The organism is Frondihabitans sp. Leaf304, assembly GCF_001423105.1.
Classification (GTDB): Bacteria; Actinomycetota; Actinomycetes; order Actinomycetales; family Microbacteriaceae; genus Frondihabitans.
Map to the genome: position 1 here is coordinate 1,977,139 of NZ_LMNV01000002.1, position 12,390 is coordinate 1,989,528.

Consider the following 12,390-nt stretch of genomic DNA (forward strand, 5'->3'; position numbering starts at 1 on the left):
ATGCGCATCGGCGTCGTCACGTTCCCCGGGTCGCTCGACGACCGCGACGCCCAGCGCGCCGTTCGCCTCGCGGGCGGCGAGCCCGTCGCCCTGTGGCACGGCTCGCACGACCTCGACGGCGTGGAGGCGATCATCCTTCCCGGCGGCTTCAGCTACGGCGACTACCTGCGCGCCGGCGCCATCGCCAGCCTCTCGCCGATCATGAGCGAGGTCGTCGACGCCGCGAACAAGGGCATGCCCGTTCTCGGCATCTGCAACGGCTTCCAGATGCTCGCCGAGGCCCGCCTCATCCCGGGCGCGCACACCCGTAACGCGCACCAGCAGTTCATCCGCCGCGACCAGCGCCTTCGCGTCGAGAACGCCGACACCGCCTGGACGAACGGCTTCGAGCAGGGTCAAGAGATCACCATCCCGCTGAAGAACGCCGACGGCCGCTTCATCGCCGATGCGGAGACCGTCAAGCGGATCGAGGGCCAGGGTCAGGTCGCCTTCCGCTATCTCGGCGTCAACCCCAACGGATCCTTCGACGACATCGCCGGCGTCTCGAACGAGCGCGGCAACGTGGTGGGTCTCATGCCCCACCCGGAGCACGCCACCGAGCCCGGCTTCGGCCCCGACACGGCCCTCGCCATGTCGTCGGGCGTCGACGGCCTCACTTTCTTCACCTCCGTCATCCGAAAGGCGCTCGTCGCGTGACTACCGAACTCACCCAGGCTCCCGGCAGCGCAGGATCCGAGCGCCACATTCCCGACACCGTCTCGAACGCTGCAGCGACACCTGACCGCGAGCAGCCCTACGGTGCCCTCGGCCTGAAAGAAGACGAATACCTCAAGATCCGCGAGATCCTCGGCCGTCGCCCCACCTCCGGCGAACTCGCGATGTACAGCGTCATGTGGAGCGAGCACTGCTCGTACAAGTCGTCGAAGATCTACCTCCGCCAGTTCGGCGAGAAGGTCTCCCCCGCCATGAAGAAGAACCTCATGGTCGGCATGGGCGAGAACGCCGGCGTGGTCGACATCGGCAACGGCTGGGCCGTGACATTCAAGGGCGAGAGCCACAACCACCCGAGCTACATCGAGCCGTTCCAGGGTGCCGCGACCGGCGTCGGCGGCATCGTCCGCGACATCATCTCGATGGGCGCCCGCCCGGTCGCCGTCATGGATCAGCTCCGCTTCGGCGCGATCGACGCCCCCGACACGCAGCGCGTCGTCGACGGCGTGGTGTCGGGCATCAGCTTCTACGCGAACTGCCTCGGCCTGCCGAACATCGGCGGCGAGACCGTGTTCGACGCCGTCTACCAGGGCAACCCGCTCGTCAACGTCACGAGCGTCGGGGTCCTCCGCCACGAAGACCTCCACCTCGCCAACGCCAAGGGCGCGGGCAACAAGGTCGTGCTGTTCGGCGCCCGCACGGGTGGCGACGGAATCGGTGGCGCCTCGATTCTCGCCTCCGACACGTTCTCGGCCGGCGGCCCGACCAAGCGCCCCTCGGTGCAGGTCGGCGACCCCTTCGCCGAGAAGGTGCTCATCGAGTGCTGCCTCGAGCTGTTCCGCGACGAGCTCGTCGAGGGCATCCAAGACCTCGGGGCGGCGGGCATCTCGTGCGCCACCTCCGAGCTGGCCAGCAACGGCGACGGCGGCATGTTCATCGAGCTCGAGAAGGTGCTGCTGCGCGACCCCACGCTCACCGCCGAAGAGATCCTCATGAGCGAGAGCCAGGAGCGCATGATGGCTGTCGTGCGCCCCGACAAGCTCGACGCGTTCCTCGCGGTCGTCGCGAAGTGGGAGGTCGAGACCAGCGTGCTGGGCGAGGTCACCGACACCGGCCGCCTCATCATCAACTGGCACGGCGAAGAGATCGTCAACGTCGAGCCGCGCACCGTGGCCGTCGACGGCCCCGTCTACGAGCGCCCCGTCGCCTACCCGTCCTGGCTCGACGAGCTCCAGGCCGACACCGCTCGCAGCCTCGATCGGCCCGAGACCGGCGACGAGCTCCGCGAGCAGTTCCTGGCCCTCCTCGGCTCCCCGAACCTGGCCGACAAGTCGTGGATCACCAACCAGTACGACACCTACGTGCTCGGCAACACCGCGCTCAGCTTCCCCGACGACGGCGGCATGATCCGTGTCGACGAAGAGAGCGGCCTCGGGTTCGCGATCGCGACCGACGCCAACGGCCGCTACTGCCAGCTCGACCCCGCGCAGGGTGCTCGCCTGGCTCTCGCCGAGGCCTACCGCAACGTCGCCGCCACCGGTGCCACCCCGGTCGCCGTCACCGACTGCCTCAACTTCGGCTCCCCCGAGAACCCCGAGGTCATGTGGCAGTTCTCGAAGACCGTCGAGGCCCTGAGCGACGCCTGCCTCGAGATGGAGATCCCCGTCACGGGCGGAAACGTCTCGTTCTACAACCAGACCGGCACCGCGCCGATCCACCCGACGCCCGTCATCGGCGTGCTCGGCGTGATCGACGACGTCGCGAAGCGCATCCCCTCGGGCTGGCAAGACGAGGGCGACAACATCTACCTCCTCGGCACGACGTCGCTCGAGCTCGACGGCTCGGCCTGGGCCGGAACCATCCACGATCACCTCGGCGGCCGTCCCCCCGCGGTCAACCTCGAGGCCGAGCGTCAGCTTGCGGGTCTTCTGGCCGCCGGCGGCAGCGAGTCGCTCCTCGGATCGGCGCACGATCTCAGCGAAGGCGGCCTCGGCCAGGCCCTCGCCGAGTCGGTTCTCCGCTTCGGCGTCGGCGCCCGAGTGTGGCTCGACGAGGTCATGGAGCGCGACGGGGTCGACGCCGCGACGGCCCTCTTCTCGGAGTCGACCGGCCGCGTGCTCGTTTCCGTTCCCCGCGAAGACGACGTGAAGTTCCGCGGTCTCTGCGAGGGTCGCGGCTACCCCGTCGCTCGCATCGGCGTCACCGACAAGCAGAACCCGGGCCTCGAGGTGCAGGATCTCTTCACGGTCGACCTCAACGAGCTCCAGCAAACCCACCGCCAGACGCTCCCCGCCCGCTTCGGAGCGCTAATCGCCGAGTAGCTCACGCGTCACCGTGAGACCTCAAAAACGACCAGGATCCGCGCCCGGCGCCTGTCGAATTTGAGGTCTCGCGCGTTCTCCACAGGGTGGGGGCACAACAGAGCAGGCGGAGTGCGCGGGCGGGCATGATCGGCGGGTGAACGACGACCCTGAAGCCTTTCGAGTTCGCGACGCCGAGGCGCGCGGGCTGACACCGGCGGCCCTCCGTCGCGTCGAGTGGGAGCTGCCATTCCATGGCATTCGGCGCTGGCATCGAGACACGGGGCCACCGCGGGGCGTGAGAGATCGGGTGGTCGATCTCTGCCGGGCGCTGCTGCCAGCGCTTCCCGAAGGCGCGTTTTTCAGCCACGTCACCGCGGCGATTCTGTGGGGGTTACCCCTACCGGCCGCGCTCGAGTCGCATGACGCACCCCTCCACGTCACGACGCGTTCGGGCAATGCACTCCGACGCCGAGGAGTCGTCGGACACCTCCGTCGATCCGCACCTCCGCACGTGCTTCGCGCGGGGATTCCGGTCAGCACACCGATCGACACCTGGGTCGACTGCCGGGCCACCCTGGACGACATCGAGCTCGTCGTCGTGGGCGATGCCCTCGCCGGGGAGTGGTCGCCCTACCGCGGAGCTCACCACTGCGATCCGTCCGACCTCGTAGCCGCTGCCAGAAAGGCCATTGGCAAAGGATCCGCTCGACTCCGCCGCGCCGCCACCCGTATTCGAGCCGGTTCGAAGTCACCCCAAGAGACGCGGCTCCGACTCGCGCTCGTCGAGTCCGGTCTCCCCGAGCCCGAGATCAACGTGACCAAGTACGGCCCGGATGGTGCCTGGCTGGGTGCAGCCGACCTCGCCTACGACGAGCACCGCCTCGCTATCGAGTACGAGGGCGATTACCACCGCACCGATCGCGATCAATGGTTCGCCGATATCGCGCGGCGCGAACGTTTCGACGATGCCGGTTGGCGCACTGCGAGGGTCACCGCCGCCGACATGCGCCACCTCGATGCGCTCTGCACCCGAATCGCCCGCCTCCATCGCGAACGAACTCCGTGAGACCTCAAAATCGACCAGGATCCGCGCCCGGCGCCTGTCGAATTTGAGGTCTCACGCGGCGCGGCGCGGCGCGGCGCAGCGCAGCGCAGCGCGACGCGACGCGGCGCAGCGCGGCGCGGCGCGGCGCTAGGCGAAGACGATGCAGGCGGGCGAACCCGTCGCGATGAGGGTGGTTGGGGCACCCGGCACACCCGTCGCCGGGTCGATCGGCAAGACCGCGACCGTGTCGGAGAGCTGGTTCGCGACGAGCATCTCGCCCGCGTTGATCGCGAAGTGGCGGGGCCACCGACCGCCGCACGGCACCTCGGCCACGAGCGCCAGGCGCCCGGCCGTGGCCGTGTCCGTGGCCGTGGCCGTGGCCGTGTCTCCGTCCGGCTCCGAGCCCGCCAGCACGGCGATGGTGTCACGCCCGCGAACTGCGACGTACACCCGCCCGCCCTGCACCTCGAGGTGCGAGAGGAGCGTCTCGCCCGTGCCTGCCTCGACCGAGGGGTCGCAGGCCCGCACCGAGTAGTCGAGCGCGAATCCCTCGGCGGAGTGGGACAGAACGTGGAGGCAGCCGTCCAACTCGCCCGCGACGACGAGTTGCTCGCCGAGCCAGGCGAGATGCCGTGGCCCCGATCCGGCGGGCAACGCGTGCGCGCCGACGAACGACGGTTCGAGGGTGATCGGATCGACGGCGACCTCGAAGAGACGGTCCGTGCCGAGGTCGGCTACGAGGAGCGTGCCCCACGGCGTCGGTGTGGCGCTGTGGGCGTGCGGCGCCTCCTGACGCTCGACGTGGGGCCCGGTGCCAGCAGGCAGGGGGAGCACGCGGGCCACTCGCGCAGGATCCAACGCATCGGCAGAGAGGACAGCGACCGTTCCGGCCGTGTAGTTGGCGACCACGAGGGATCCTGAAGCTGGATCGACGACGACGTGGCACGGGGCGCTGCCGCCCGACGCGGCGATCGAGGCGGGCACGAGTTCACCCGCTGAGTTCGTGAACGAGACGACGCGCCCCGCCGCCGTCTCGGAGACGATGTGTACCTCCCCCTCGGTGAGGGTGAGGAACGACGGGTCGTCGACCGGTGCGACCTGGATCAGCTTCCACTGCCCGTCACGCGCCTGCCGCTCGAAGACCGAGACACCCTCGCCCCGCCCGCCACTCGTGGCGGTGTACGAGCCCAGGTAGAAACGCGTGCGGGCCTCGCTCATGATTCGTCTCGGACGCCCGAGGCGATTCGCTCGTGGTGGTGGATGACCTCGGCCACGATGAAGTTGAGGAAGCTCTCGGTGAAGTCGGGATCGAGGCGCGAGTCGGCCGCGATGGCCCGAAGGCGCTTGATCTGCTCGACCTCGCGGCCCGGGTCGCTCGCCGGCATCCCTGCATCCGCTTTGAGGTGGCCGACGGTCTGCGTGAACTTGAACCGTTCGGCGAGCAGATGGACCAGGGCCGCGTCGATGTTGTCGATGCTCTCTCGGATGCTCTGTAGCCGCTCGACGGCGCTGGGGTTCGGTTCCATGGCTCGACTTTATCGGTCGCGGCCTTGCAGAATCTGGTGCGGCTTTGTTACTCGTCGCCGAGGAGGTCGTGGCGGACGATGACCTCGTCGCGCCCGGGGCCGACCCCGATCACGGAGATGCGGGATCCTGAGATCTTCTCGATGGCGAGCACGTAGTCTTGCGCGTTCTTCGGCAGGTCGGCGAAGGTGCGCGCGCCCGTGATGTCGTCGTTCCAGCCGGGGAACTCTTCGTAGATCGGCTTCGCGTGGTGGAAGTCGGACTGCGAGACGGGCATCTCGTCGAAGCGGACGCCGTCGACCTCGTAGGCCACACAGACGGGGATGGTCTCGAGGCCGGTCAGCACATCGAGCTTGGTCAGCACGAAGTCGGTCACGCCGTTGATGCGAGCCGAGTAGCGCGCGATCGGGGCGTCGTACCAGCCGCAGCGGCGCGGGCGACCGGTCGTGGTGCCGAACTCGAAGCCCTGGCTGCGGAGGAACTCGCCCGAGGCATCGAAGAGCTCGGTCGGGAACGGGCCGGCTCCGACGCGGGTCGTGTACGCCTTGACGATTCCGACGACGCGCGAGATCTGACCCGGTCCGATGCCCGAACCGGTCGAGGCACCGCCCGCGGTGGCTGATGACGAGGTCACGAACGGGTACGTTCCGTGGTCGACGTCGAGCATGGTCGCCTGGCCCGCCTCGAAGAGGACGTTCTTGCCCGCTTCGAGCGCGTGGTGCAGCTCGAGGGCGGTGTCGGCGACCATCGGGCGCAGGCGCTCGGCGTAGCTGAGCAGCGTCTCGACGACCTCGTCGGCGCTGATCGCCCGGCGGTTGTAGATCTTGACGAGCAGGTGGTTCTTCTGGTCGAGGGCCGCCTCGACCTTCTGCCGCAGGATGTTCTCGTCGAAGAGGTCTTGCACCCGCAGGCCCACGCGGTTGATCTTGTCGGCGTAGGCCGGCCCGATGCCGCGACCGGTGGTGCCGATCGAGCGCGAGCCCAGGAAGCGCTCGGTGACCTTGTCGAGGGTGCGGTGGTAGTGCGTGATGAGGTGCGCGTTGGCGCTGACACGGAGCTTCGACACGTCGACGCCTCGGGCGATGAGGGCGTCGAGCTCGTCGAACAGCACCTCGATGTCGACCACGACACCGTTGCCGATCACCGGCGTCACGCCCGGGGTCAGGATGCCCGAGGGCAGCAGGTGCAGGGCGTACTTCTGATTGCCGATCACGACCGTGTGGCCGGCGTTGTTGCCACCGTTGAATTTGACGACGTAGTCGATGCGGCTGCCGAGCAGATCGGTCGCCTTGCCTTTGCCCTCGTCGCCCCACTGGGCTCCGATGATCACGATTGCGGGCATGGTGTTCTCCTCGCGGTCGGGGATCGCACCCGTGCGCAGGTGCACCCCAGTGTATCGGAGCCGAGGATCCGACGGCCCGGCGGGCAGACTCGACTCACGAAAAGCGCGACGGAACCGCGAAAAGCACAATCGAGCCACGGCATGCCGTGGCTCGATTGCGTTATCTCGGTCTGACGCGGGTTCGCCGGCCCTAGTCGGCCGAGGGCGGCTGTGAGCCGGAACCGCGCCGCGCCCTGGTGAGCACCACGACGACGGCCACGAGCGCGACGAGGATCACCCCGCCGCCGACCCCGAGGGCGAGGGGGAGGCCGTTGGATCCTTGGCTCGTCGCCTCCGGGGCGGTGCCATCGCCATCGGTCGCCGCCGCAGAGCCCGACGAGGCTGCGGGCGCCTGGTCACCGCAGGTCGGCCTGCGGTCGGCGCCTTCCGCGGCGGTCACCGACGCCGGCTTGTCGTAGCTGAACGCGAGCGACGACGTCACCGTGTGGCCGTCGGCCGAGACGATCTGCCAGCGGGCCGTGTAGTCGCCGGACGCGCCCAGGGCAACCGGCACCGTCACGTCGGTGTCGGCGATGGTCGGGCAACCGGTCTCGAAGTGCTTTCCGGCTGGGCCCGTCACCTCGACGACATTCGACGAGCCGTCGCCCGACAGGTCGAGCACGCGATCGTCGAAGGTCAGCTTGACGCTCGTGAGCTCGGTCGACACGGTCGAGCCGGCCTTTGGCGTCGACGACACGAGGTAGTCGTGCGCGCTCGCTGCGGCTGCCGGCCCGAGCACGAGGGCGCCGACCCCGACAGTGACCACGAAGGCCGTGGCGAGGCGCTTCATGAGCGGGCCGAGCCTCGAGCGCTCCGCACGTAGGCGAGGAGCGCGACCACGAGGGCCAAGGCTCCGAGCCCGAGACCGGCGATGCCGAAGCCGAGCCCCAGGCCCGAGGTGGTTCCGGTACTGGCGGATGCCACCGGCGTCGCCGTCGCCGTATCGGTGGCCGTCACGCCCCCGTGGTGGCTGTCGGTCGCCGCGCCGATCGCGAGCACCGGTGCGGGGTGTTCGGGCTCTTCGCCGTCGGCGGGCGTCGGCTCGTTCCACTTGACCACGCTGCCGTCGCTGTACGTCTGCGTCGTCGGGAGCTCGACCTCGTCGACCTCGGGAACGGCACCGGCCGACACGGTGAAGAGCTGGAACTCTCCCGGCGCGATCCCGTCGGCGGTCGAGTCGGCGGTCCAGGTGACGCGGGTAACCGCCTTCGTGATGGTGCCGTCGTCGGTCTTCACGGCCTTGGGGAGCGTGCTGGTGGTCACGACGGCTTTCCAGCCGGCGAGCGGCTGGTACGACACCGAGGTGAACGGGTGATCGGTCGGGAAGTCGACAGCGACCTTGGTCGTCGACGCGGTGGCCGACTCGGTCGGAACCTTGAACTGGAGCGTGGAGTACGAACCGGCGGTCACGTCATCGCCCTCGACGTGCACGTGTGCCGATGCGGCGAGAGGTGCGGCCAGTGCGAGGGCACCAGCGAGGGGAAGAGTGAACGCGGCGCGCAGGCCGAGGGTGCGGGTGCGGGTGGTGGGCATGGTGAATCGTCTTTCTGTCGTCTGAATGGCGCCCGGGCGCGGGAGGCTCGGGGCGCGGCGACTTCGCCCGGCAGCGGGCGGTCGCAGGAAAGTGGGGTCAGACGACAGCGGGCGGGCCGCGATGGGGGCGAGCAGCGAGGAGCACACCGAGCCGGCGAATGCCACGTCGGTCGGCCAGAGCCCGGACCAGCCCGTGCCGGTCGGGGAACAGGGCGAACCCGAGGATCCGCGACACCAGCGCGAGCCGGGCGACCGCAAGTCGGGCGATGGTCACCAGCGCCCGCTCACCGTGGAGCAGCAATGCGATCGTGAGGAGAGCAGCCACGGCGTGGCCGAGCCACATGCGCGTGTCGCTCATGCCCTCCATACCGGGGCTGGCCGATCCGGCGACGTCGGGGAGGTGGACGGTCGAGCCGCCCGACATCACCATGCCGAGCATGCCCACCGAGTGACCGTCTCCAGCCGAGGTGGGAAGCGACGTTCCGAGGCTGAAGAGCAGGTGGAAGACGATCTGGCTAACGCCGACGGAGACCGCCAACGGAACCACGGCGAGGGCCCGTGCGCTGAGTGCGATGCAGACGAGGCAGGCGAAAACGAGAGCCAGCACCGTGCCGAGGAGGCCCGGCACCATGCCGCCGCCGGCGACGTGCGAGAACGCAGCGATTGCCACGGAGAGGGTCGCCACGATCAGGCCGCGCGTGACGCGCAAACCCCTCGAAGCGACCCGGACCGTCATGCCTGAAATCTTACGGGGAACGCGATCAGCGGTCGGAGCGCGAGTTGTCGGCCGCGCCCACCGGTGCTTTGCCGGCCATGCGCGCGAGCTGCTCGTTGTAGGCGTTCAACTCGGCGTCTCCGTCGACATCAGCTCGTCGGTCGTACCGCTTAGCGGTCTTCTCGTCGCTGGTGATCCACTGCCGCATCACCATCAGGGCCACGAGCACGGTCGGGAACTCGCCGGCACCCCAGGCGATGGCGCCACCCGTGTGCTGATCGGCCAGGAGGTCTTGGTAGTTCGTCTTGCCGAGCGCGTGCCACCAGTCGGCGGCGAGGATGTCGGTGCCGGACATGATGGCGAGACCGAAGAACGCGTGGAACGCGAGCGTCGCGAGAAGCAGGATGATGCGGAGCGGGAACGGCGGCCGCTTGGGGCCGGGGTCGACCCCGATGAGTACGAAGAAGAAGACGTACCCGGAGAGGAGGAAGTGCACCTCCATGATGAAGTGCCCGGGGTGCGTCTGCAGCGAGGCTTCGAACCAGCCCGTCCAGTAGAACGCGACGAGACTACCGGCGAAGACCACGGCCGCGACAATGGGGTTGGTGATGAAGCCGGCGTAGCGCGAGTGCGTGATAAGCATCAGCCACTCACGAGCACCGCGGCTGTTGTCGTGGCGCTTCGGGAGCACGCGAAGCGCCAGCAGAATCGGGGCACCCAGCACAAGGAGCGGGGGGACGTACATCATCAGCACCATGTGCTGGATCATGTGCGTCGAGAAGTTCACGGCGCCGTAGACGCTTGGGCCGCCGCTCGTAGCGAAGAGCACTCCGAAGCAGCCGAAGAGCCAGGGGACGGTGCGGCCCCACGACCAGCTGTCGCCGCGGCGCTTGAGGCGGTAGACGCCGACCAGGTAGAGGCCGGCCATGACGGCCGCGACGGCGATGAAGAAGTAGTCGGGGTGGAACCCGAACAGGAAGCGCGGCAGGGTGACCGGTGCCGGGTACGCGAAGCCGATGAGCCCATCACGGGTGTCGCCCTCCGCGACCTGCGGTACGGGCGGCGCGCTCCTCGAGAGGGCCACCGACAGACCCATCGCGACCGCCATGAAGACGACCTCGACCACGGCCAGCCGGACGAACGCCCGAGAGCGCCCCGGTTCGCGGATGAGTCGCGGAATCACCCGTCGTCGGTGAACGACCCCAGCCACTCCCAGCCCGATCAGGATGATCGACTTGACCAGGATCAGCAGCCCGTAGTTCGTCGTCACGAGGTCGGACGGGCCGGTCAGACGCAGGCTCGCGTTGATCACGCCGGAGAACGCGACGAAGGCGAAGGCCCACACGGCGATCGTCGAGTAGCGGGAGACGATCGCGGCGAGATGCCGGCCCGCCTTGTTGCGCAGCAGGATGACTGCGATCAGACCGCCCATCCACACGGTGACGCCGATGAGGTGCATGGCCAGGCTGTTCACCGCGTTGACGTGCTCGTTCGTGCCCGACGAGTGGCCGGAAAGGGAGAGCGGGAGCAACGCGAGGAGGGAGAACACCGTCGCCGTGGCCGTCCACGAGACGTTTTTCGTGGCGAGCAGGATGATGAGCGCCACGAGCGTGCAGCCGATCGAGACGACCCAGGTCTGACCCAGCTCGAGTTGGAACGTGAAGAAGAAGAATTGGCGGCGGAAAGTCGAAGAGGTAAACGGCACCCCGAGCACATTTGCCGCCGTGAACATCAGCGTGGCCACACCCGCGATAAACCACACGGTGGCCGACCACGTCGCCCAGCGCGTCGCGTGCCACTGGCTGAAACTCGCCGACTTCGGGTCTTTCGACTGGCCGGGGAGAACGACCGACGAGACCACCAGCAGGCCGATCGTCACAGCGGCCGCACCATTGAAGACGCCTTTGGCGAGGGGCAGCCCATTGTTGACGACGACACCGGGATCGACGATGAGTGAACCACCGAGCGCACCGGTGAAGTACATGGCCGCGAGCGCCAGCACGAGCAACAGCACACCCGACACGATCAGCCAGATGGCCACGGCAGACGGTCGGCCGGATCGCACCGGACGGGGAGCGTCACCGCCCGAATCGCCCCCCTGCGAGGCGCGGCGGCTCGACGACAGATCGAGACGGGTGGTCTCGAAGCGGAGGTCGTCGATCTGATCGGTCACCCAGTAATAGTACGGACACGCTCCCGATCCCCGTCGGAGTTATCCACAAGGCCGAGACACCTCCCCGCATTCGCAACCGCTCGTTCACCCGGGCTCGCCACTCTGCCGGCATGGACGCACGCACGAACCCCGACGAGATCACACGCACGAACCCCAATTCGAGCCCCGGAACGACCACACACGCGAACCCGCGCAAGATCCTGCTGGTCGGCATCGACGGCCTGCGCATCGACGACGCCCTCACAGGCGTCCACGCCCCCGTGCTCTCTGCCTTCGCCCGCGCGGGCCAGCTCCTTCCGCTCGAGATGGAGGTGCCGACGATCTCCGGTCCGGGATGGTCGTCCATTCTGACCGGAGCACCGCATTCGGTCCACGGCGTTTTCGACAACACCTTTCACGCTCACCGCCTCGACGCCACCACCGACTTCCTCGCCCGCGCCTCGCACGCGGGCCACTCCACCTTCGCCGCGGTGAGCTGGCCGCCGCTCGCCGATCCGGCGAGCGCGGGTCCGATCCTCACCACTCGCCTCGACGACCAGAGAGCCGGTCGCCATCGCCTCGTGGTCCGCGACGGCGAGACCTACGGCTACCGCGTGGCCGACGGCGACATCGCCGCCTTCACGCGCCTTGCGATCCGCGACGCCGGGCCCGACGCGAGCTTCGTCTACCTCGGCGAAGTCGACGAGGCCGGTCATCTCTACGGCGGGGTCTCGCCCGAGTATGACGCCGCCGTCGGGCGCGTCGACGCCCACCTCGGCACGATCCTCGACGCGGTGGCGCGCCGGGCGAGCACGCACGACGAAGACTGGCTGGTCGGCGTCACGACCGACCATGGGCACCTCGACGAGGGCGGCCACGGCGGCGGCGACCCCGTGCTAACGCGGTCGTTCCTCGCCCTCGGCAGGTACGGGAGCGGCGTACCGGTCGACGTCGACAGCGCGATCAGGGTCCAGCCCACCGACATCTCGCGGATCCTGCTCTCCCATCTCGGCTGATCGGCCCCGC

Annotated in this window: 11 protein-coding genes; 4 read left to right on the forward strand and 7 right to left on the reverse strand. The window is 68.8% G+C overall.

The window, feature by feature from the left end; genetic code table 11:
- From purQ to ASF54_RS16415, 3 genes are all read left to right on the forward strand, one after another.
- Window positions 1-696 (forward strand): phosphoribosylformylglycinamidine synthase subunit PurQ, encoded by a 696-nt coding sequence (gene purQ, locus ASF54_RS08950; RefSeq protein WP_055962349.1) that lies wholly within the window; start codon window positions 1-3, stop codon window positions 694-696.
- The gene (gene purL, locus ASF54_RS08955) at window positions 693-3,032 is read left to right on the forward strand and encodes a phosphoribosylformylglycinamidine synthase subunit PurL (protein WP_055961052.1); all 2,340 of its coding nucleotides are present in this window, start codon (window positions 693-695) and stop codon (window positions 3,030-3,032) included. The genes purQ and purL overlap by 4 nt, the downstream gene beginning before the upstream one ends.
- Before the next feature lie 136 nt (window positions 3,033-3,168).
- Entirely contained in the window at window positions 3,169-4,080 is a 912-nt protein-coding gene (locus ASF54_RS16415) for a hypothetical protein (protein WP_157510093.1), read from the forward strand.
- A gap of 126 nt (window positions 4,081-4,206) precedes the next feature.
- On the opposite strand, the gene ASF54_RS08965 is transcribed toward ASF54_RS16415, so the two are convergent.
- The 7 genes from ASF54_RS08965 to ASF54_RS08995 all read right to left on the reverse strand — a co-directional run bounded on the left by ASF54_RS08965 (window position 4,207) and on the right by ASF54_RS08995 (window position 11,385).
- Complete coding sequence (locus tag ASF54_RS08965) at window positions 4,207-5,277, reverse strand: lactonase family protein (protein ID WP_055961057.1); 1,071 nt, start codon at window positions 5,275-5,277, stop codon at window positions 4,207-4,209.
- Window positions 5,274-5,585: a chorismate mutase gene (locus tag ASF54_RS08970; protein WP_055961060.1), complete on the reverse strand. Its 312-nt coding sequence runs from the start codon at window positions 5,583-5,585 to the stop codon at window positions 5,274-5,276. The genes ASF54_RS08965 and ASF54_RS08970 overlap by 4 nt, the downstream gene beginning before the upstream one ends.
- Window positions 5,586-5,632: 47 nt before the next feature.
- Window positions 5,633-6,925 carry an adenylosuccinate synthase gene (locus tag ASF54_RS08975; RefSeq protein WP_055962352.1) on the reverse strand — a complete coding sequence of 431 codons (1,293 nt, stop codon included), beginning with the start codon at window positions 6,923-6,925 and terminating at the stop codon, window positions 5,633-5,635.
- Window positions 6,926-7,115: 190 nt separating this feature from the next.
- Entirely contained in the window at window positions 7,116-7,754 is a 639-nt protein-coding gene (locus ASF54_RS08980; RefSeq protein WP_055961063.1) for a copper resistance CopC family protein, read from the reverse strand.
- Window positions 7,751-8,497, reverse strand: a complete 747-nt coding sequence (locus ASF54_RS08985; protein ID WP_055961066.1) for a YcnI family copper-binding membrane protein — start codon at window positions 8,495-8,497, stop codon at window positions 7,751-7,753. The genes ASF54_RS08980 and ASF54_RS08985 overlap by 4 nt, the downstream gene beginning before the upstream one ends.
- A gap of 97 nt (window positions 8,498-8,594) precedes the next feature.
- Window positions 8,595-9,233 carry a hypothetical protein gene (locus ASF54_RS08990; RefSeq protein ID WP_055961068.1) on the reverse strand — a complete coding sequence of 213 codons (639 nt, stop codon included), beginning with the start codon at window positions 9,231-9,233 and terminating at the stop codon, window positions 8,595-8,597.
- Window positions 9,234-9,258: 25 nt separating this feature from the next.
- Window positions 9,259-11,385 carry a cytochrome c oxidase assembly protein gene (locus tag ASF54_RS08995; RefSeq protein WP_235480984.1) on the reverse strand — a complete coding sequence of 709 codons (2,127 nt, stop codon included), beginning with the start codon at window positions 11,383-11,385 and terminating at the stop codon, window positions 9,259-9,261.
- A 110-nt stretch (window positions 11,386-11,495) separates the two neighbouring features.
- Between ASF54_RS08995 and ASF54_RS09000 the strand changes: the two genes are divergently transcribed.
- Window positions 11,496-12,380 (forward strand): alkaline phosphatase family protein, encoded by an 885-nt coding sequence (locus ASF54_RS09000; RefSeq protein ID WP_084816060.1) that lies wholly within the window; start codon window positions 11,496-11,498, stop codon window positions 12,378-12,380.
- The last annotated feature ends 10 nt before the right edge of the window (window positions 12,381-12,390 follow it).